Source organism: Chryseobacterium sp. JJR-5R (genome assembly GCF_034047335.1).
In the GTDB taxonomy this organism is placed as follows: domain Bacteria; phylum Bacteroidota; class Bacteroidia; order Flavobacteriales; family Weeksellaceae; genus Chryseobacterium.
Genome location: NZ_CP139137.1, coordinates 404,051 through 424,622, shown reverse-complemented (window position 1 = coordinate 424,622; position 20,572 = coordinate 404,051). Strand labels below are relative to the sequence as shown.

Here is a 20,572-nt window from a genome sequence, read left to right as displayed (position 1 = left end):
AATTAACCTTTTGCTTTAGCAATAATATCTTCAGCAACGTTTTGAGGAGTCTGTGCATACTTTTCCAATTCCATGGAAGAAGTAGCTCTTCCTGATGAAAGTGTTCTCAGCGTTGTTACATATCCGAACATTTCGGAAAGTGGAACTGAACCTTTGATGACAACGGCACCGTTCTTTTCTTCCTGTCCGCTGATCGTACCTCTTCTCTTGTTAAGGTCACCAATGATGTTACCCATATATTCTTCCGGAGTTACAACCTCCAGTTTCATAATAGGCTCCATAATTACCGGCTTTGCAGCACGTCCCGCTTCTTTGAATCCTAATTTTGCAGCCATTTCGAAAGAAAGAGCATCAGAATCCACTGCGTGGAAAGATCCGTCTTTAAGAATCACTTTAATCCCTTCAACTTCAAAACCAGCCAAAGGACCGTTTTTCATTGCCGCTTTAAAGCCTTTTTCAATGGAAGGAACAAATTCCCTAGGAACGTTACCCCCTTTGATCTCATTGACGAATTCCAAACCGATTTTACCTTCTTCAGCAGGTCCCAGTTCAAATACGATATCAGCAAATTTACCTTTACCACCAGATTGTTTTTTATAAACTTCTCTGTGCTGGGCAACTTTTGTTAAGTTTTCTTTGTATTCTACCTGAGGCTGTCCCTGGTTAACTTCAACTTTGAATTCTCTTCTCATACGGTCTACAAGAATGTCAAGGTGAAGCTCACCCATTCCTGAAATAATCGTCTGTCCGGAAGCTTCGTCAGTTTTAACCTGGAACGTAGGATCTTCTTCAGCTAATTTAGCCAAAGCATTACCCATTTTATCCTGGTCAGCTTTGGTTTTAGGTTCTACAGCAATACCAATTACCGGATCCGGGAAAACCATCGATTCTAAAACGATCGGGTGTTTCTCGTCACACATGGTATCACCGGTTTTGATAGATTTGAAACCTACCGCTGCACCGATATCTCCTGCTTCAATATATTCTACAGGATTTTGCTTGTTAGCGTGCATCTGATAGATTCTGGAGATTCTTTCTTTATCTCCTGAACGGGTGTTCAAGATATAAGAACCTGCATCCAGTCTTCCAGAGTATGCTCTGAAGAATGCCAGTCTTCCTACGAAAGGATCGGTAGCAATCTTAAATGCCAAAGCTGCGAAAGGCTCGTCTACAGATGGTTTTCTTGTAATATCAAGATCTGTTCTTGGGTCTGTACCCTTGATATCTTCTTTATCCAATGGTGAAGGCAAATATTTACATACTGCATCCAACATAAACTGTACTCCTTTATTCTTGAATGAAGAACCACAAGTCATTGGGATAATAGATAAATCGATGGTTGCTTTTCTAAGCGCTTCGTTGATTTCGTCTTCTGAAATAGAATCCGGATCTTCGAAGAATTTCTCCATCAAAGTATCATCATAATCAGCAACTGCTTCAACTAATTTCTCTCTGTATTCCAGAACTTCAGCCTTCATGTCTTCAGGAATCGGCACTACTTCGAAAGTAGCTCCCTGTCCTGCTTCGTCCCAAACGATTGCTCTGTTTTTAATTAAGTCTACTACACCTTTGAAATCCTCTTCAGCACCGATTGGTAAAACGATTGGAACTGCATTTGATCCTAACATGGTCTTAACCTGGTTTACCACGTTAAGGAAGTCAGCACCTTGACGGTCCATTTTGTTTACGAATCCCATTCTTGCCACTTTGTAGTTGTCTGCCAGTCTCCAGTTTGTTTCAGACTGAGGCTCTACACCGTCTACTGCAGAGAAAAGGAATACCAATCCATCCAATACTCTCAAAGATCTGTTTACTTCTACGGTGAAGTCAACGTGTCCCGGGGTATCGATGATGTTGAAGTGGTAAGGTTGAGTTTCAGGTAATTTTTTACCCTGGTCTGTTGGGAAGTTCCAAGAACAGGTAGTTGCAGCAGAAGTAATGGTAATACCTCTTTCCGCTTCCTGCTCCATCCAGTCCATAGTAGAAGCACCATCGTGAACCTCACCAATTTTATGGTTTACACCCGTATAGAATAAGATTCTTTCCGTAGTGGTGGTTTTACCGGCATCAATATGCGCGGCAATACCGATATTTCTTGTAAATTTAAGATCTCTACTCATTTCTAATTAGAATTTAAAGTGTGAGAAAGCCTTGTTAGCTTCCGCCATTTTGTGAGTATCCGATTTTTTCTTGTAAGCAGCACCTTCTTCTCTTGAAGCAGCTACCACTTCGTTAGCCAGTTTCAAAGCCATTGACTTATCATTTCTCTTTTTAGAGTAAAGGATTAACCATTTCATTGCCATAGAAATCTTTCTATCAGCTCTGATTGGCATCGGGATCTGGAAGTTGGCTCCACCTACTCTTCTGGAACGTACTTCTACGTGAGGCATAACGTTGGTTAATGCATCTTTCCAGATTTCAAGGGCTGTTTTTTCAGTTTCTCCTTTTTTAGTTTCTACGATCTCCAAAGCATCATAGAAAATTTTGAATGCAATTGACTTCTTACCGTCAAGCATCAGGTTATTTACAAATCTAGTTACCAATTGATCATTAAATTTTGGATCTGGTAACAACGGTCTTTTTTTCGCTTTTGTCTTTCTCATTGTTTCTGTACCTTATTTAATGATTATTTTTTCTTTCCTTTTGCCGGTGCAGCTGGTGCCTGACCTGGTTTTGGTCTCTTAGCTCCGTACTTCGATCTTCTCTGTGTTCTTCCATTCACACCTGCTGTGTCTAAAGCACCTCTTACGATGTGGTAACGTACTCCCGGTAGGTCTTTCACCCTTCCGCCTCTCACCAATACTATCGAGTGCTCCTGAAGATTATGTCCTTCGCCCGGGATGTAGGCGTTGACTTCTTTCCCGTTAGAAAGTCTTACCCTTGCAACTTTTCTAAGTGCAGAGTTAGGTTTCTTAGGAGTGGTAGTATATACTCTCGTACATACTCCTCGTCTTTGTGGACATGAATCAAGGGCAGCCGATTTGCTCTTCTTGGCAAGCGTGGCTCTTCCTTTTCTTACTAATTGTTGAATAGTAGGCATTTAATTGCTTTTATTTTAGGGTGCAAAAATAATAATATTTTTTCAATCCACAAGCAGTTATGGAGAAATAATCCTTTTTATTAAAAATTAATCCACAAGCACTTACGCTAATCCACCATTGTAACCTTAACATTTTTGTTCCAGTTAAATTTTCTGATATTTTCTTTAAGCAGCCTGAGATTACGTTGATTTACCGAATAAACAGAAACCTCTTCTCTGGCTACGGTTACCGGGTTGGTGATCTTTAACACCGCCGCTTTTTTCCAGTTGGACGGAATCTGCCCTTCCAGCCATGGGTCATAGATCACGGCTATGTCATATGAATTGTCGATCGTGTACCGGCTGAGGAATTGTTTAAAATATTTATCTGCCTTCTTTTTATTCTGATTAAACAGAATGGTTTCTTTCGATCCCAGGCCGGCAATATCCAATAAATGAATGTCTGTATAATAGGTAATGGCTCCAATATCATTGGCCACCACTTTTGAACGGTTATAATAGGTATTAAGGAATTTTGCCGACTGGATCTGCTGTTCATAAATGTTTTTGCCCCCGTTATCCAGCATCAGATGAGCGAAAAAAAGCTTGTAGGCCAGGAGAAGGATGTTGATGAATATTAAACCGGAAATTAATCTTTCGTATCTGATATAATTTTTAAAATCTTCTAAAAAGCCTTTTACTTTCGGAATTAGAGCCATTGAAAAACCCGCCATAAGGTAGGCTTCATACCGAAACAACCCTTTCAGATCTGCAAACATGGCATGGCAGAACATTAACAAGGAAAGCACGATAATAAGAAGATTACGGGTTATCACTTCTGAAAAATTCCTGTTCTTAAAATCCCTTACCATAAAAACCAAAGACATCAGAACGGGGAAAAACCCGACTTTATAAAAACTTATATTGAATAGAAGGTTATTTATAACAATGATTTTGAGCTGATGGAAAAAATCTGAATTGAAACTGATCTGCGTCCCCTTTACCACTACCGAATTCGGGAAAAGATATCCGGTATGCTGCTCATTGAAATAACAGAAAACGGCAATCGGGATAAATCCGGTGAGGAGAACCGCCAACGCCTCTCCCCATTTTTTAATTCCCATAAAAACCGCGGCCAGAATTACAAAATAGAACATACTCTCAAAGCGTACCATCCCCATCAGAAGCAAGGAAATATAAAATCCGGAAACATTGGTTCGGCTTTTAAGATTCGAGAGACAGAAAACATTCACTGTAAACAAAAAGACATGAAGGACATGCTCCATACCCGATAAAAGCTGCAAATGCATTACTGAAAAAAACAGGGTAAAGACAACAGCCGCTACCATACTGCTCACCTTCTGAAAAACCTGCGAAAAATACCGAACCAGAATATACACGAGTCCAAATCCTAAAAACATATTGAAATACAGAGGAATGAGATCTATATTTCCAAAAAACTTAAGAAGCACACTTAGCAGATATGTAAACAGCGGGGAAGATGATGTAGAAGAAAATTCATATCTGGTTACTCCCCATACTTCGTACAGCGCAAAATTCTTTGCCATGGCAAGATGGATATAAGCATCATCGATGAGATAGATATAGTGACCGTCTGTTTTAGCAGCAGCAGAAAAATAATACCTGGCGCAGACCGCAGAAAATATAATTAGTGCCAGCAGAAAACTTTTTAGAAAAATACCGGAAGAAGTACCCATACCTTAAATCTATTATAGAAATTCCAAAGATAAGTATCATCAATCAGGAAAATACAGTTTCGGCATGATATTTACTGAATTTGTAGTCTAAAAGTAAACTATATGAAAAATGCCAACATTATAGGCCTGCAGGAGGCCGACTGCCAGAACATTGCTGAAAAACTGAATGTCCTTTTAGCCAATTATTCTGTTTTTTATCAGAATACGAGAGGTTCACACTGGAACATCAAAGGAGACCAGTTTTTTACATTACACCCGAAATTTGAAGAACTTTACAATAGCCTGGTACTGAAAATCGATGAGATTGCTGAAAGGATCCTGACATTAGGAGCAACTCCGGCCCATAACTACTCTGATTATTTAAAAGTTGCCACCATTCAGGAAAGCCAGGAAGTAAGCGACGGTACAAAAAGTGTTGAAATTATTCTGAACTCTTTCAAAGTAGTTATCGATTTACAGAGAGAACTGCTGGATATTACAGATACCGCAGGAGACGAAGGAACAAACTCCCAGATGAGCGACTACATTACAGAACAGGAGAAAGAAGTCTGGATGTATAATTCTTATCTTGGAAAGTAAATAAATTACGACAGCATAAAAAATCACCTTACATTTAGGTGATTTTATTTTTTAATAACTATATTTGCGTAAAAAATACACAATAATGCAGGAAGTACGACTGAACTCAATTTTAGATAACGACTTTTACAAAATTACCATGCAGAATGCCGTGGTAAAGTTATTCCCGGCCTCTATCGTAAAGTACGAATTCATCAACAGGGGAAAGCACCAGTTTCCCGAAGGTTTCGATGCTGCATTGAGAGAAGCAGTAAACAAAATAGCTGAACTTGCCCTGACGAAGGATGAAAAAAAATTCATGGCAAGGACATGCCCGTATATCGACCTTCCCTATCTTGATTTTCTTGAAGGCTATCGTTATGACCCTTCTGAAGTGAATATCCGCCAGGAAGGAACCGAACTTTCCGTAGTAGTTGAAGGGCTTTGGTACAGAACGATACTCTGGGAAGTCCCTTTGTTATCTCTAATCAGCGAACTTCATTATGAAATGAACCATATGGAACGTGATTCCAACGAGGTAGTCATGCATAAGACGCTTGAAAAAGCCGAATCACTGGCGAAGCTCGGGGTTACATTCGCCGAATTCGGAACCCGGAGGAGGCACTCCTATAAAGTTCAGAACCTTGTCATGGAAGCACTGACGCAGAAAGAAGGCTCTGCATTCATCGGAAGCTCCAATGTCTATTTTGCAATGAAATACGGGGTAAAGCCTATCGGCACGCATGCCCATGAATGGTTTATGTTCCATGCTGCGGAATACGGTTTCAAAATGGCCAACGAACTGGCCTTGGAACACTGGGTTGATGTATACAGAGGCGATCTGGGCGTGGCACTTTCCGATACCTATACCACCGATGTCTTTTTCCGGCAGTTTGACAAAAAATTCGCGAAGCTTTTCGACGGGGTACGCCATGACAGCGGGGATCCGCTTGAATTTGCCGATAAAACCATTGCCCATTATCAAAAGCACGGGATCAATCCTTTGTTTAAATACATCATTTTTTCAGATGCTTTGAATCTTGAAAAAGTAGAAGAAATTACCAACTACTGCAGAGGAAAAATAGGCATCTCATTCGGAATAGGGACCAACCTTACCAATGATGTCGGTTTAAAACCGATGAACATTGTCATGAAACTGATCGGGGTACAGGCTCCGAACAAAGAATGGATCCCAACCGTAAAACTTTCCGATGAACACGGAAAATATACCGGAGACCCGAAAATGATTGAGCTGGCAAAAGAATTTTTAAGGATAAAAGATTAGCCAGAATAATAATCAGGAAGCCAAAATGCTCCCATTAAAATTTATAACACGGCAGTGATTTATTTTTAGTATTTTTAGATGACCAATTTATGCAACTCGCAAAATTAAATGTGAGCATGTAACAAAACATTATTAATCATCAAAAATAGATACTATGAAAAAAATCAATTTAACAAAACTTTCAAGACAGGCGTTAAAAGACATTACAGGAGGAGACCTTTATCCCGCTTTGGAATGCTACTCGAACATAGAATGCAGCCGTTACGGCGAAGCTTTAATTATGTGTCCGGACGGAACCTCTTCAATGACCAATTACAGCTGCCTGGGCGGAAAATGTGTTATGAACGCCGGATCCTGCCCTCCTGTTGGAATTGCAGGGCCAGTCCAGGCTCCGTAATAATAACATATCTGTAATCCATATTTATCAGTGAGCCTTTCTTTTCAGGCTCACTTTTTTTTACAGATGATTCATTACATTTAACTAAAATCAAAAAAACAATACCCGAAACCCACCATCCATTTTGAAATCAATTCCTTATGAAAAAAACAACAGCCCGTACCCTGTGGGAATTATTGATCATAAGCCTCATAAAAAATGGCAGCAATTCCGGCAAAATAAATTCTACGGTTTCCCGTAAAACAAATCAATTATTCTTTTTGTAATTTTGAAAGATGGAGATGACATATTTAATAATCGGATGTATAACAGGAGGAATTCTCGGTGCGGTTATTCTGTATTTTGCGCTGAAATCATCAACGGTTTCAAGAAGTGTTTATGATGAGCTGAACAACCTGTACATCAGAAACAGTTCGGATACGGAAAATTCCCGTCAGAAAATTCAGGAACTGTCCCAAAATATTACTAAAGAAAAAGAACTTAGTTTGCAACAGTCGGATCTTCTGAATGATCTTAAAAACGAGTTTGCCAAAACCTCTGCGGAATATGCTTCGTTGAACACCCAGTTTCTGGAACAGAAGCACCTTAACTCCGGACTTTCTGCACAGATTGAAAGCCTGTTGACGGAAAAGCAGCATATGTTTGCCAAAAACGCTGAGCTTACCGCTGTTAACCAAAGCCTGCAAAAATCCCTGGAGACGCAAAAATCGGAAATCAGCAAGATCCAGGAAGAATCAAAGATGCAGTTTGAAAACCTGGCCAACAAAATCCTGGAAGAAAAAACAGAAAAGTTCACCGCACTGAATCAGAATAACTTAAAAAATATCCTTGACCCGTTCCAGGAAAAGATCACCGACCTGAAAAACCGGGTAAACGAAGCCTATGAAAAGGAAAATAAAGAACGTTTTTCACTGGCTGAAAAAGTAAGGGAGCTCGCGGAGCTGAACCAGCAGATTTCGGAAGATGCCAAAAAACTCACCCGGGCCCTGAAAGGCGAAAGCAAAACCCAGGGAAACTGGGGCGAGATGATTCTGGAAAGTATCCTGGAAAAATCCGGACTGGTAAAAGGAAGGGAATATTTTCTCGAACACGAGCTTCGTGATGAAGACAACAAAGCCCTTTTCTCAGAATTTTCAGGTAAAAAAATGCGGCCTGATGCTGTTATAAAATATCCGGATGAAAGGAATGTGATCATTGACTCCAAGGTTTCACTAACTGCTTTTACCGAACTCGTTGATGAAACCGATCAGGATGTTTATTTGATAAAATTAAATCAGCACTTATCTTCCGTTAAAAACCACATCAGCCAGCTGAGCCAGAAAGCATATGACGATTACGGGAAATCCCTGGATTTTGTCATGATGTTTATCCCGAGTGAGCCTGCCTATATTGCGGCAATGCAGGCAGACCAGAATCTCTGGAATTTCGCATATGATAAAAGGATACTGCTGCTCAACCCAAGCAACCTGATCACCTCATTGAAATTGATTGCCGATCTATGGAAACGTGAATACCAGAACAGGAATTCCATGGAAATTGCGGAAAGAGGCGCAAAACTGTATGATAAATTCGTAGGTTTTGTTGATAATCTGGAGAAAGTAGGCCGAAACCTGGATCAGGCCAAAAACGTTTATAATGAAGCGTACAAACAGCTCTCAACAGGAAATGACAATCTTATTACCCAGACCCAGAAACTGAAGTCATTGGGCATAAAGAATAAAAAAGAACTTCCGCAAAGCCTGATTGAGCATTCCCGGATCTCTGCTGATCTTACCGATGAATAAAAATATGCTTAGCCACACAATCCCGACCGATAGCCGGGATTTTCTTTGCTTAAAATTCAATTCAGATGCTCTTAAAAATAATTTTACATAATTTTGCGGAATGTTAATAGAAAGCTTTCAGAACGAAAAAATAAAATACCTTACCCGGCTCCTTACCGACAACAGGTTCCGTAAAAAATCAGGTGTTTTTGCAGCAGAAGGACGGCAGGAAAATGAACGGGCACAGAAATTTGGTTTTGAGGCTGTGGAATTTTTCATCTGCGAAAAGATCTATCAGGAAAACCTGCCGGAAGGAAAAGTTCACCTTATAAGCGACAAAGTATATGAAAAAACGGCTTACAGGGGAAGTTCGGAAGGCATTATCGGAATTTATAAAGCAAAGGAAGCCGATCTTTCTTCATTTACTCCCGGAGAAGATGCTACGGTAATTGTGGTTGAAGGCGTAGAAAAACCCGGAAACCTGGGTGCTATTTTGAGAAGCTGTGAGGCATTCGGAATTGATGCGCTTATTGTTTCAGACGGAAAAACAGACTTTTACAATCCGAATGTGATCAGGTCCAGTGTAGGTTGCCTGTTCGGCATGCAGGTCTTTCAGTCCGATAATCAGCAGACGTTTGAGTACCTTCAGAGCAACAGCTTCAATATTTATACAACGATAATGGATGAAACGGCAGAAGATGTCTCCAAAAGGGATTTTAACCAAAGATCCGCGGTTTTATTCGGAACGGAACATTCAGGACTGAGTGAATTCTGGATAGGGAAAGGCAGAAACACCCTTATTCCTATGGCAGGAAGCATTGATTCCCTGAATCTGAGCAATGCAGTGGCTATTACCTGTTATGAGGCACTGAGGCAGAAAAAAAATAAAATATAATCCTGTTTCAATTGGAAAAACAAAGCCTGTATAAAGATGCATGTGCTTCAGCATATTCAATTCATACAAAATGGCCGGGAACAATCCCGGCCATTCTGGATAGCTGCATGAGGGTTATGCAGCTTTCATAATCAATATAAATTCAGTGAAATAAAGGTTGGCTTCATAAGTAAACGGAACTTATCGTTACAACAGTTCTGTTACTCATGATCAGCTGTTGGTAAAAAATATTTTTTCCATTTCGCTATAGAATTACGGCTTACCCTGAAATGCTCAGCAAGCCTTAGGTTGCTCAGGTTATGTTCTTTCTGAAACATAAGCATTTTGAAAATAGTCTCTTCGTCATAAGATTTTAACTTTTGGTTTTCTGATGACTTTTCGTTACCGGGAATGCCTGTGATGAGATTATTGAGCCTGATAATATCCAGCGGATTCAGTTTCTCCTTATTCAGGATAAAACTGCATAACTCAGATTTATCGGGATACTGCATAAAAATCATATCCTGATAAATTCTTTTATAATCCGGCAACTGACTTTCTTTACGAAGGTCTACGCGCTTCTGCCGGTTGTAGGCTGTCTTTTTCATTTTTACTGATCCATTTGTATAATGTAGTCTTAGGAATTTTATACTGCTCTATAATTTCCTGTTTTGTTTTAGCTCCTGAATACATAAGATGCAATATAAATTCTATGATCTCACGGGTGTAAATATTCTTTCTGAAAACGGGAAGTCCCGTCGCCATTTTACTTTCCGGACTGCGCTGAATACCGGATTGAGGCGAATACAGAATAAGATGTTGAGTATAGAGCCTGAAAAAATCATACTCCAGCAGCTTGCTCCATCGGAGCAGAAGGTAAGTGTTGATTGAATGTGCCTGAAACATTGCTTCCACTTCCCGTTCATCTGTTTTGAGAAAGCTGCAGATCCGGGATACGTCAATCCCGCGCTCTGCAACTTTTTCTTCAATTACTTTGCCTATGTGAATGTTTTTAAAGTCCATAGGTATATATCATGTACATTGTGTTTAAATTATTGCTGATTTAATCAGAAGTTTAGTTAACCGGGGTTGCATAGAACCATCTTTCCAGATAGTCTGATCCGAAAGCATTTACCCAGTTCAGTCCTGTATCGGTTCCCCATCTTTCCAATTTCCCCCATAAATAATAGGTTACATTTCCTGAATTGGTATTTTCAACTGCGATGGTTCCCGTTATTACGGCTCTTGCTGATCCTCTTCCCTGGTCACCTGCGACCCAATATCCTGTTCCTCCTGAAGAAAACACCTGATTAAATGAGGTATCACTTGTAGATAACGCGGCAATATATCTGTTCTGTCCGTCCACGGTAACTACATTGTTCCCTCCCTTTGCCGTGGATCCTATATGCACAAGCCATTTGCCGGGTCCCAGGGTGATTGCTGCGCTATTGATCCGTTTCCAGTTTACGTCAGAAATATCCGGTCCCGTACCCGGAAGGCTTCCCACCGCCGTTGTTTTGGTAGCACTGTTACTCGTTATCCAGCTTGCCGTACCATTGGCATCGGAAGTTAAAATTTTACCATTTCCAGGATTTCCGCCGGATATTTTAATCTGTCCGCTGATGTCAATATTCCCGTTGCTGTACCATCGCAATGCATTGGTATTGGTTGAGGTTCCCAAATAACCGCCTCCATTTCCGAACAGCCTGGGTCCGTCTGCAGTAGCATTATATCCTACCCCGTGATTGGCATCTGAATTTGTTGCATTGCCTTTGAAGTATATATTTTTACCATCCAGCTTAATATCTGTAGTGGCAACATGGTTCCCTAAATTATCTCCTGTAGAAGAAAGCGTCTGCCACGATGCCGTACCGCTGGCATCTGATGTTAATACCTTCCCGCTCCCCGGGCTTCCGCCTGCAATTTTGATCTGCCCGCTGATGTCAACATTTCCGGTACCGTACCATCTGATGGCATTTATTCCATTTACGGTTCCTAAATAACCTCCATTGTTCCCAAACATTCTGGGACCATCAGCAGTGGTATTATAGCCTACCCCATGATTGGTATCTATTGTTCCGGTATTTCCTTTAAAATAAATGTTTTTTCCATCCATTTCAATATCAGCAGTCGCCACATGGTTCCCAAAGTTATCGCCTGCCGAAGCCCAGCTTCCGTCACCTCTCAAAAATGTGGTACTGCTTGCTCCGGAAGGAAGTTTGGCAATACTTACGGCATTGTTGGCAAGATCTGCGGTTGCAATGGTTCCGTCTAATATTTTCGCTGAGGTTACAGCACTTGTGGCAATAGTGGTCGCATTGGTATTAGCGGAAGCCGTCACATCCCCTGTCAAAGCTGCTCTTTCAAAAGAGTTTCCGCTCAGGGTAACTGAGGTTGAACCTGTATATGACAAAGTGGTATCATTGTCTGTCCCGGGAGCCCAGGAGCTACCGTTCCATTTCATTACCTGGCCTGCAGTGCTGCCGGTGGTCAGACCTAAAGTATAAGGACTGGCTGCTGTACCTGCGCCTATACGCAGCAAACCTCCGTTTGCCGTAGCATTAGTCACTTCATTTCCAATAATGCCATCCACTTCAGATGTAATTCCGGTAGAAGGGGTCGCCCAACCTGTTACTCCGGATGCATTAGTGGTCAAAACCTGACCATTAGTCGTACTTCCCTGGATTTTTGACGCGGTCACTGAATTGTCTGCGAGATCACCAGCCTGAATGGACAAATCTTCAATTTTACTGCTGTTGATTTTCCCTGTACCTATCACAGGGGCTGCTGCGCTTCCCGTAAGATCGCCTGCAAGCCTCATAATCCCATTAGCACCTGCTGTAGCGGCATTGGCTGAAATAACATTCCCCGCGATTGAAATCCCTTCTCCAGATGAATAGGATGTTCCGCCGCCTGAGCCGCCGCCTATCTTCTGCCATACATTTGCTGTGGAATCAAAATAATAATAACCGGATGAAGACATATTGGCTGTCTGCCCGATTTGATTAGCAGCACTTGCGCCGGCAGTCACATATACAATAGCTCCGTTCTGAGCTGATCCGTATATATTATTGATATTGGCCGCCCTTAGGGCATCCCCTGGAATCCTCGGAGGGATCATACCTTCCGCACGGCTTCCGTCAGAAGTTTTAGCGGTAACATCCAATGTAGCCGCAGGGGCAGAATTATTGATGCCAACCTGTGCGGACCCATAAAATACGCCTGCCAATAAAAAAACAGACCCTAAACCTTTTTTCATAATATTCATTTTTATTAAAGCAATGAAAATTCATATACCTACCTGTGAATTCATTGTCTTTACATTTATGACTGCAAAACTGGCATATTGAATGCGATGATGCATTATTCTAAAGTCTAAAATCTTTGTAAACCCTAAACTAGACTACAGTATAGATACACCATATATCATTGATTAACAGCATACTAAATACATATTATTATAACCGTTAAATTAGACTTATTTTAATTTTGAATTTTAGGTTCAGATTTAGCAGTATTGCCAGTACAGTGATTTATACACTCCTGCATAAAATCACCTTCAAATGAAATAAAGTTAAATAAATTAGCTATATCGAAATAATCAATAATGATTTAATATTTTTTAACATAAATATTATAATATATTATTACTTTTGCAAATTATCCTCAATATGTATCGATATACATTTTTATTACTTCTACTAATGCTGTTATGCAATGCTCAGAATCATGATATATTATCTTTAGAAAAAGAGGTAATCAGGCTAAACCGTTTAGGCAGGCAAAAGGAATCCCATGAGAAAATTACAATGATGCTGGCCGGTGATATTTCAGATGAAGAATCAGTAAAGCTCAATCTGCTGCTTGCAAATACATTCAGGAGTATCAATGACTATTCTTCAGCGATCTATTACCTGAAAAATGCCCGACATTTTGCTGATGTCAATACCGTTCATGATTCTTTAAAAACCGCATTGGATGCTGAACTGGCTTTTTCTACATTCGATAATAATGATTATGCTGCATCAGAAAAAATAATTATCCGCCTTAGAAACGGAGGATACAAGTATCTCAGCAATGAGAGTAGAGCATACATGATCATGCAGGACGGTTATATTAAATTTCTTGCCAAAAATTACCGGTATGCTGAAGAATGCTTTAATGAAAGCCTTGATATTCTGAAAAGATATTCTTCCTGTAACCAGCCGGCAGTAATGGTAAAGCAGATACAGCTGTATGCCGCTATGAAAAGTACGGACAAAGCACAAGAAATCTATGAAAAATGCATATACCTTTCTCAAAAATGTAAAATTCTCAAATATAAAATTTATGCTACTGAAGAACTTTCCAAGGTGTATAGGGAAAGCAATAACAAGGACCGATTTTTCTACTATACCAAGCTTCTCGATTCTCTTAAGCTGATTGATAGACAGGAACAGAGATTGTCTATGATGCATGCTTCAAACCAGGATTATATGTACAAAGAAAACACAGAACAAATAATGGAAAAAAAGATATACCTGTTTTTCAGTATTATTATGGTCTTGTGCAGTTGTATTCTTTTCATAATCCTGAGAAGAAAAGCCCGGAAAAAAGCCCGGCAATATGAGGACCTGATTTCAAAGATCAGGATCAGCTCGGAACATACGGTATATAACACGGATTCCCCGCACAAGGAGATTGAATCAAGGCTCAGATCTCTGAATAAAAAACAAAAAGATATTGTTGGCCTGGCATTGCAAGGTCTTACCAATAGGGAAATTGCAGAAAAATTATGTGTAAGTGAAGCCACAATAAAATATCACTTTACCAATATCTTTGAAATACTGCAGATTAAAAACAGGAAAGACCTCTTTAAAATCTTTATCAGCCCAAACAATCTGAGCTGAACAGGATAACCTATCCATAGAATTAAATATTCATTTACCGGACTGGACAGGCCGGCAGATCTTATAAACAGGCATAAAAAAAACGCATCATTTATTGATGCGGTTCTTTATTTTTAGCGGCTAAAAATAAATTATTTTTTAACTGCAGCTTTAGCAGAGTCAGTCTTAACTTCAACGCTATCTTTCTTAGCATCAACTTTAGCATCGATAGAATCTTTTTGAACGCTAGCTGTAGAGTCCATATTGTTCTGAAGTGAATCAGCTTTGTTCTCTAAAGAATCAGTAGTTCCTTCAGTAGTGTTAGCTTCAGTTTTTTTACAAGCAACTAGAGAGATTGCAGCGATAGCAGCTACGAATAATGACTTTTTCATAATAAATTAAATTTAATTTTGTTAATATTGTTATAGATAAATCTTTTCTGTTCCATTATTTGAACAAGACAAAGGTATAGCAGATAGAAAGTTTGTTTATGAAAAATAATTGTAATACCTTTGTAAAATCGTTTTACAAGTAAATATCACTGATAATCAATAATTTAATTATTTAACAGTAAATTGACAGATATAGATTTATTGCATTTTGAGCAGCTTAAAAAGGATGTACAGGCTCAATATCTGAAAGAACATACTCCTTCCTACGATGATATTTCGAAATGGAAGGGGATTGACATCATCTATTTTCAGGAAGACCTCCGTAAAAAAGCCAAAGGGAACATCAGCGAAAAATCTTTTTATACTTATTTTAAATCATCGCCGGTTACCAAACTACCGAGGATAGATATGCTCAATTTACTGAGCATCTATGCAGGATACGAATCCTGGTACGAGTTTAAAAAGCAGCATCTTTTTGCCGGGGAACTGTTACGGGATGATGATGATTTATCTGACCATAACATCAGAGAACCGGAGAAAACGGTTCCTTCATCAGCGGATCTTCTTAAAGATGACTTTTCAGATAAAAAAACCGAAGTAAATGCTCCTGAAATTTCTGATTTACAAAAATCAGATACTGAAAACCAAAACTTTAACTCGAAACCGGAAGTTACTTCTATTCCTGTTTCCCAACCCTTAAAACAACGTAAAAATTTCTTACAGAAAAATGCCTGGATCTTCCTTACATCAATTTTAATTGTGGTTACAGGACTTTTAGGATTTAAAGATGTCATTTTTTCCAGAACCTATAAATACTGCTTCAATGATGCCGACCGGGGCGCAGGCGTACTGAATACCCTTGAGATAAAAGTGATCAAAGAAAACGAGTCCCCTATCCTTTATAAAATAAAGCCCGGTGAATGTTTTTATTATTCCACGAAAGACAAAAACCTGAAAATGCAGATCAGCGCGCCTTTTTACGAATATCTTGAAGTCAACAGAAGCCTTGAAAACGCACCGGACGAAGAAATGATTGAACTGAAGCCGGACGATTATAAAATGGCAGCCTATTATTTCTCTATTAAAGACGTAACCGGAGCACCGAAAGAAGAACAGCTTGCCCTGATCAAGCAGAAAAGAAACCAGCTGGAAAACCTGATCAGCAGCAATGCGGTAATATATCAGGTATATGACAACAGCACTTACGGAATTGAAAGACTTGATAAACAAAAGTACATCACGCTTGTGACAACGCCTACTACATCACTTAAAAACCTGACTGTAATAGAAATGAAAAAAGACAACAACGGAAAAATCATCTCCATTAAATTTAAAATTGCAACCACAGATGAAAATAATAAATAACTTTTTAATTTTTACCCTGTTACTTCTTGCATCGGTTTCATGTAATAATAAAAAAGCGGAAATAAGCGACCTGGATAAGCTCAGAAACAGTACAAATACGAAAACCTATCCTGCCGTACAGATGGACAGCACAAAGGCTATCAACCTGATTACCAAACAGAAAGTACAGGAGCTTCTGGATCTGTCTACTCTATATCTTTCCGGGAACAGAAATACAGAGATTGATACTGTGATCTATTCGCAGATGCAGAGCTATTTCCATAAACCGGACAGCTTAACGTTTAAAAAACTGTTCAGTGAGCTGGACAGCCTGAAAGTAAAAAGCGTAAAAGTGAACAACCTGGAAGTCTATAAAGATTTTTATAATGAGGATACGCTGGATTTTGCCAAATTCAGTGTGGAATATTTTGACAGCAGGAATAAATCATTGGGGTCCTTTGAAAAAAACGCACAGTATATCCTGGTTTCCACGCCCAATACCAACAGGGAGTTTAAATTCTTCTTTTTAAATTTCTATTCCAATCCTTTACTGAAGAAAGACAGCACGTCTGTAGGCGTTACCAAATAGTCAAGCGGGATATCATATTCCCAGACATCATCGATATTTTCATCGGGGTTAAAATAATTAACTCCGGTTTTTTTTGACTTTTCAGAAATTCCCTCGAAGAAACCGTCATAAAAACCTTTTCCGTAGCCTACTCTGTTGCCTCTATGGTCGCAGTAGAGCAAAGGGGTAATTACATAGTCAAAATCCAGACACCCTGAATCTTCATCAGAAACCGGCTCGGAAATACCCCATGCATTGGTTTCAAATTCCGTATCGGTAAATATTTCGACGGAGATCAGTTTCATGCCTGCGATTTTAGGGACGAATACCCTGATATTCCGGCTTAAGAAGTAATTAATAAACAACTGTGTATCAATTTCCATAAACTTCTCAATCGGTATAAAGATATGGACTTTCTGACCTGTAATCGGTTTAAAATAATCAACAAAATTCTTAAAAATCCTTTCCGATAACAGGAAAGCCTCATCTGCTGACAAGGCCTTTCTTTTTTGTGTATATTTTTTCCTGAGTTCTGCTTTTAACATAGCGTTTATGCTGCTAAGCCAAAATTTTATATATTTTATCAGACAGACGGACTCTGAACGGAAGCTCAAAAGTAACCTGATCGCCTGTTTTTGCTGTTTCGCATGGACCTCCGTTTGCAAAAATCTCAGTGATGATGATTTCCTGTTCACCGGTTGTAGGACCTGAAATAAGCACTTTATCGCCTACTGAAAGCTCTTTGTTTTCAATTAAAAACTGTGCAATTTTTGATTTTGTATAATAATGCTCTGCTTTTCCAAGCAAAACTTTCTTAACGGATATCTTCTTGCGGATATCTTTTATTACCGCTTTTGCCAGCGGCTGATCAGGCAGCGCACCTGACCTCTTAAATTTCAGCGCATCAGATTTTCCTTTCCTGAACACTTTATTGCCAACCTGAAGCCCTTTTCTTAATTTTAACTGCTCGTCCCACGGTAAATGGATCGTTTCAAGACATTTGTCTGAACAGCAGTTTTCCATGGAGGCTTTGCATTCGTCACACTGAATAAACAGTAAATGACAGGCATCATTGGCACAATTGGTATGGTTGTCACAAGGTCTGCCGCACTGGTGGCACTGTGCGATGATATCGTCTGTAATCCGTTCTCCCAAACGATGGTCAAACACGAAATTTTTTCCGATAAATTTACTTTCGATTCCTTCTTCTTTAATCTGTCGGGTATATTCAATAATTCCGCCTTCCAGCTGGAAAACATTTTTAAACCCCTGATGCTTGAAGTAGGCACTGGCCTTTTCGCAGCGGATCCCGCCTGTACAGTACATCAACAAGTTTTTATCTTCTTTAAAATCCTGTAGCTGCTCGTTAATAATAGGTAAGCTTTCCCTGAAATTTTCCACGTCCGGAGTGATTGCCCCTTCAAAATGCCCCACCTCACTCTCATAATGGTTCCTGAAATCCACTACAATGGTGTTAGGGTCTTCCAGTAAATTATTGAATTCCTGTGCCTTTAAATGCACCCCTCTGTCGGTAACATCAAAAGTATTGTCATTAAGTCCATCGGCAACAATTTTGTGCCTTACTTTTATCGTCAGTTTTAAAAAGGAATGGTCATCATGCTCAACCGCTACGTTTAAACGGATGCCTTTCATAAAATCGTATGCTTCCAGCGTATCCCTGAAAGCTTCGAACTGGTCTGCAGGCACGCTCATCTGGGCGTTGATTCCTTCATGGGCCACATAGATACGGCCAAGCGCATCAAGGACATTCCAGGCTATAAACAGTTCGTCGCGAAATTTTTTGGGATCTTCAATTTTGGCATACGCATAGAAAGACAATGTAAGGCGTTCCTTACCGGCTTCATCAATAAGCCGGGCTCTTTCTTCTGCGCTTAAGGTGTTATACAGTTGCATGCTATAAACGGTTTAAGTGAGAAAAATTTTTGCAAATATAATCATTTTTCAATGCCTCTCAAAGCGTGACAACAGTGAATTATTTCAGGTATGCATTTAACCTTATCTGTGACAATACATCTTATATATGACATTTTGTCTTTAATAAATTTTTAATGTTTGTTAAGATCGGTTTTAACAATTATGACATAATGTATAAAGTATTGCTTATCCTGTTAAATTTTAGTTAAAAATGAAACATTACAGTTTAAGTATCTACTTATTTAGCATTAAATTTGTTTACAATAAAAAGAATTAATCTATTATAAAAAACAATAAGAAAGATATACAATGAAGAGTACTTTAAAAAAACTATTACCTTTCGCAGTAGTTGGCGTAATCTCAGGAGCTACTACCGTTGGAACATTACAATATTTCAATCATGATTCTGCCAACGGGGATCAGTCTTACTTCACCAAATCTGCACCCAACGTTTCTTTTGCAGGCATGAACACGGCAGCAGTGGGTGATGATTTTGTAAAGGCGGCCAAAACCACAGTCCCGGCAGTAGTAACCATTAAAAACTACCAGTCCAGATCAACGAGCAGAGCTTCGGAACAGGACCTTTTTGATTTCTTCTTCGGAGATCCGCTTGGGGGAAGAGGCCAGCAGAAACAGAAACAGCAGATGCCGGACAATATGCCTTCGGGGATGGGATCAGGTGTCATTATTTCTCCGGACGGATATATTATTTCCAATAACCACGTGGTAGCAGGTGCGAATAAACTGGAAGTGGTATTAAGCAATAAGAAATCCTATATCGCAACTTTAGTGGGTACTGATCCCAATACAGATATTTCATTACTGAAAATTGAGGAAAAAGGATTGCCATATTTAAATTTTGCCAATTCAGATAATATTGAAGTAGGACAATGGGTACTTGCGGTTGGAAATCCGCTAGGACTGAATTCTACGGTAACAGCAGGTATTGTCTCTGCAAAAGGCAGGGGAATCGGGATATTAGGTTCACAGGGGAAAGCGGCCAACCCTATTGAAAGCTTTATCCAGACGGATGCGGCGATTAACCCGGGTAACTCAGGAGGCGCTCTGGTGAATACCGTTGGGGAGCTTATCGGAATTAACTCTGCGATTCAGTCAACAACCGGATATTATCAGGGGTACGGGTTTGCTGTTCCTTCAAACTTAGCACGGAAAATCGTTGAAGACATTAAGAAATTCGGGATTGTACAGAGAGGGTTCCTTGGCGTGACTTCCCTGGATTTATCCAATGATATGCAGGTAGCAGGCTATAACAAGCAGAATAAAACCAATATCAAAGCAGGTTCCGGAGTATACGTAACCGGATTCGGGGATAACAGCGGAGCCGAAGATGCGGGCATCAGATCAGGTGATGTGATTACCAAAATTGACAATACTGCTGTTACAGACTTTGCCGACCTTTCTATTGCCATCGGAAGCAAACGTCCGGGTGATAAGGTATTGGTAACCTATCTTAGGAACGGTAAAGAAGCGACTGCTACAGTTACTTTAAGAGACCAGAAAGGAGGGACTTCTGCCAGAACAAAAGCAGACCTCAGCGTAACGGAAAAAATCGGGGCTGAATTCAAACCGCTGGATGATAGATTTAAAACTGACTACGGATTGAACAGCGGGGTTATAGCGGCCAATGTTACAGAAGGAAGCGAGATTGCCAAAATAGGGATTGTGGATAATTATATTGTAGTCGAGATCAACGGTAAACCCGTTAATTCACAGAAAGATGTTGAAAAGATCCTTGATAAATATGCAGGCAACGTATCGGTTAAATTCGTGGATGCCTACGGACAGATGTATACGAGAGGCTTTAAGATGCCTTAACTAAAGAAGAACTAA

General features: G+C 39.7%; 19 protein-coding genes. 9 read left to right on the top strand and 10 right to left on the bottom strand.

Annotated elements, in window-relative coordinates:
• Positions 1–2: 2 nt before the first annotated feature.
• The 4 genes from fusA to SD427_RS01950 form a co-directional block, all read right to left on the bottom strand.
• Positions 3–2,120 (bottom strand): elongation factor G, encoded by a 2,118-nt coding sequence (gene fusA / locus SD427_RS01965; RefSeq protein ID WP_320559648.1) that lies wholly within the window; start codon positions 2,118–2,120, stop codon positions 3–5.
• 6 nt (positions 2,121–2,126) lie between these two features.
• Positions 2,127–2,603: a 30S ribosomal protein S7 gene (gene rpsG / locus SD427_RS01960; protein ID WP_055987532.1), complete on the bottom strand. Its 477-nt coding sequence runs from the start codon at positions 2,601–2,603 to the stop codon at positions 2,127–2,129.
• A gap of 23 nt (positions 2,604–2,626) precedes the next feature.
• Positions 2,627–3,040, bottom strand: coding sequence for a 30S ribosomal protein S12 (rpsL, locus tag SD427_RS01955; RefSeq protein ID WP_027381287.1), 414 nt, complete (start codon positions 3,038–3,040; stop codon positions 2,627–2,629).
• 107 nt (positions 3,041–3,147) lie between these two features.
• Positions 3,148–4,737: a hypothetical protein gene (locus tag SD427_RS01950; RefSeq protein WP_320559647.1), complete on the bottom strand. Its 1,590-nt coding sequence runs from the start codon at positions 4,735–4,737 to the stop codon at positions 3,148–3,150.
• A 102-nt stretch (positions 4,738–4,839) separates the two neighbouring features.
• Between SD427_RS01950 and SD427_RS01945 the strand changes: the two genes are divergently transcribed.
• The 5 genes from SD427_RS01945 to SD427_RS01925 all read left to right on the top strand — a co-directional run bounded on the left by SD427_RS01945 (position 4,840) and on the right by SD427_RS01925 (position 9,635).
• Positions 4,840–5,316 carry a Dps family protein gene (locus SD427_RS01945; RefSeq protein WP_320559646.1) on the top strand — a complete coding sequence of 159 codons (477 nt, stop codon included), beginning with the start codon at positions 4,840–4,842 and terminating at the stop codon, positions 5,314–5,316.
• Between the two features lie 85 nt (positions 5,317–5,401).
• Positions 5,402–6,580 (top strand): nicotinate phosphoribosyltransferase, encoded by a 1,179-nt coding sequence (gene pncB, locus SD427_RS01940; protein ID WP_320559645.1) that lies wholly within the window; start codon positions 5,402–5,404, stop codon positions 6,578–6,580.
• Between the two features lie 154 nt (positions 6,581–6,734).
• The gene (locus SD427_RS01935) at positions 6,735–6,977 is read left to right on the top strand and encodes a hypothetical protein (RefSeq protein WP_320559644.1); all 243 of its coding nucleotides are present in this window, start codon (positions 6,735–6,737) and stop codon (positions 6,975–6,977) included.
• A gap of 275 nt (positions 6,978–7,252) precedes the next feature.
• Positions 7,253–8,761, top strand: coding sequence for a DNA recombination protein RmuC (gene rmuC / locus SD427_RS01930; protein ID WP_414017699.1), 1,509 nt, complete (start codon positions 7,253–7,255; stop codon positions 8,759–8,761).
• Positions 8,762–8,861: 100 nt separating this feature from the next.
• Positions 8,862–9,635 carry a TrmH family RNA methyltransferase gene (locus SD427_RS01925; protein WP_320559642.1) on the top strand — a complete coding sequence of 258 codons (774 nt, stop codon included), beginning with the start codon at positions 8,862–8,864 and terminating at the stop codon, positions 9,633–9,635.
• A gap of 200 nt (positions 9,636–9,835) precedes the next feature.
• Here SD427_RS01925 and SD427_RS01920 read toward each other — a convergent pair whose 3' ends face one another.
• The 3 genes from SD427_RS01920 to SD427_RS01910 are packed head-to-tail and all read right to left on the bottom strand — an operon-like array spanning position 9,836 to position 12,873.
• A complete protein-coding gene (locus SD427_RS01920; RefSeq protein WP_320559641.1) occupies positions 9,836–10,222 on the bottom strand; it encodes a helix-turn-helix domain-containing protein in 387 nt (128 codons plus the stop codon).
• A complete protein-coding gene (locus SD427_RS01915; RefSeq protein WP_320559640.1) occupies positions 10,176–10,637 on the bottom strand; it encodes a transposase in 462 nt (153 codons plus the stop codon). Before SD427_RS01915 ends, SD427_RS01920 begins: the two co-directional genes overlap by 47 nt.
• Before the next feature lie 52 nt (positions 10,638–10,689).
• On the bottom strand, positions 10,690–12,873 hold the full coding sequence (locus tag SD427_RS01910) for a hypothetical protein (RefSeq protein ID WP_320559639.1): 2,184 nt from the start codon (positions 12,871–12,873) through the stop codon (positions 10,690–10,692).
• Between the two features lie 445 nt (positions 12,874–13,318).
• Between SD427_RS01910 and SD427_RS01905 the strand changes: the two genes are divergently transcribed.
• The gene (locus SD427_RS01905) at positions 13,319–14,503 is read left to right on the top strand and encodes a LuxR C-terminal-related transcriptional regulator (RefSeq protein WP_320559638.1); all 1,185 of its coding nucleotides are present in this window, start codon (positions 13,319–13,321) and stop codon (positions 14,501–14,503) included.
• A gap of 131 nt (positions 14,504–14,634) precedes the next feature.
• On the opposite strand, the gene SD427_RS01900 is transcribed toward SD427_RS01905, so the two are convergent.
• Positions 14,635–14,874 carry a hypothetical protein gene (locus SD427_RS01900; protein ID WP_320559637.1) on the bottom strand — a complete coding sequence of 80 codons (240 nt, stop codon included), beginning with the start codon at positions 14,872–14,874 and terminating at the stop codon, positions 14,635–14,637.
• 183 nt (positions 14,875–15,057) lie between these two features.
• On the opposite strand from SD427_RS01900, the gene SD427_RS01895 reads away from it, so the two are divergent.
• Both SD427_RS01895 and SD427_RS01890 read left to right on the top strand, forming a co-directional pair.
• A complete protein-coding gene (locus tag SD427_RS01895) occupies positions 15,058–16,239 on the top strand; it encodes a hypothetical protein (RefSeq protein WP_320559636.1) in 1,182 nt (393 codons plus the stop codon).
• Entirely contained in the window at positions 16,223–16,807 is a 585-nt protein-coding gene (locus tag SD427_RS01890; protein WP_320559635.1) for a hypothetical protein, read from the top strand. Before SD427_RS01895 ends, SD427_RS01890 begins: the two co-directional genes overlap by 17 nt.
• On the opposite strand, the gene SD427_RS01885 is transcribed toward SD427_RS01890, so the two are convergent.
• Positions 16,753–17,331, bottom strand: coding sequence for a 5-formyltetrahydrofolate cyclo-ligase (locus SD427_RS01885; RefSeq protein ID WP_320559634.1), 579 nt, complete (start codon positions 17,329–17,331; stop codon positions 16,753–16,755). The two genes, SD427_RS01890 and SD427_RS01885, sit on opposite strands and share 55 nt — an antisense overlap.
• A gap of 13 nt (positions 17,332–17,344) precedes the next feature.
• Positions 17,345–18,700, bottom strand: coding sequence for a rhodanese-related sulfurtransferase (locus SD427_RS01880; protein ID WP_320559633.1), 1,356 nt, complete (start codon positions 18,698–18,700; stop codon positions 17,345–17,347).
• Positions 18,701–19,030: 330 nt separating this feature from the next.
• Between SD427_RS01880 and SD427_RS01875 the strand changes: the two genes are divergently transcribed.
• Positions 19,031–20,557, top strand: coding sequence for a trypsin-like peptidase domain-containing protein (locus tag SD427_RS01875; protein ID WP_320559632.1), 1,527 nt, complete (start codon positions 19,031–19,033; stop codon positions 20,555–20,557).
• Positions 20,558–20,572: the final 15 nt, after the last annotated feature.

Coding starts and splice junctions, on each gene's coding strand:
- fusA (WP_320559648.1), bottom strand. CDS start 2,120: ATGAGTAGAGATCTTAAATTTACAAGAAATATCGGTATTGCCGCGCAT.
- rpsG (WP_055987532.1), bottom strand. CDS start 2,603: ATGAGAAAGACAAAAGCGAAAAAAAGACCGTTGTTACCAGATCCAAAA.
- rpsL (WP_027381287.1), bottom strand. CDS start 3,040: ATGCCTACTATTCAACAATTAGTAAGAAAAGGAAGAGCCACGCTTGCC.
- SD427_RS01950 (WP_320559647.1), bottom strand. CDS start 4,737: ATGGGTACTTCTTCCGGTATTTTTCTAAAAAGTTTTCTGCTGGCACTA.
- SD427_RS01945 (WP_320559646.1), top strand. CDS start 4,840: ATGAAAAATGCCAACATTATAGGCCTGCAGGAGGCCGACTGCCAGAAC.
- pncB (WP_320559645.1), top strand. CDS start 5,402: ATGCAGGAAGTACGACTGAACTCAATTTTAGATAACGACTTTTACAAA.
- SD427_RS01935 (WP_320559644.1), top strand. CDS start 6,735: ATGAAAAAAATCAATTTAACAAAACTTTCAAGACAGGCGTTAAAAGAC.
- rmuC (WP_414017699.1), top strand. CDS start 7,253: ATGGAGATGACATATTTAATAATCGGATGTATAACAGGAGGAATTCTC.
- SD427_RS01925 (WP_320559642.1), top strand. CDS start 8,862: ATGTTAATAGAAAGCTTTCAGAACGAAAAAATAAAATACCTTACCCGG.
- SD427_RS01920 (WP_320559641.1), bottom strand. CDS start 10,222: ATGAAAAAGACAGCCTACAACCGGCAGAAGCGCGTAGACCTTCGTAAA.
- SD427_RS01915 (WP_320559640.1), bottom strand. CDS start 10,637: ATGGACTTTAAAAACATTCACATAGGCAAAGTAATTGAAGAAAAAGTT.
- SD427_RS01910 (WP_320559639.1), bottom strand. CDS start 12,873: ATGAAAAAAGGTTTAGGGTCTGTTTTTTTATTGGCAGGCGTATTTTAT.
- SD427_RS01905 (WP_320559638.1), top strand. CDS start 13,319: ATGCTGTTATGCAATGCTCAGAATCATGATATATTATCTTTAGAAAAA.
- SD427_RS01900 (WP_320559637.1), bottom strand. CDS start 14,874: ATGAAAAAGTCATTATTCGTAGCTGCTATCGCTGCAATCTCTCTAGTT.
- SD427_RS01890 (WP_320559635.1), top strand. CDS start 16,223: ATGAAAATAATAAATAACTTTTTAATTTTTACCCTGTTACTTCTTGCA.
- SD427_RS01885 (WP_320559634.1), bottom strand. CDS start 17,331: ATGTTAAAAGCAGAACTCAGGAAAAAATATACACAAAAAAGAAAGGCC.
- SD427_RS01880 (WP_320559633.1), bottom strand. CDS start 18,700: ATGCAACTGTATAACACCTTAAGCGCAGAAGAAAGAGCCCGGCTTATT.
- SD427_RS01875 (WP_320559632.1), top strand. CDS start 19,031: ATGAAGAGTACTTTAAAAAAACTATTACCTTTCGCAGTAGTTGGCGTA.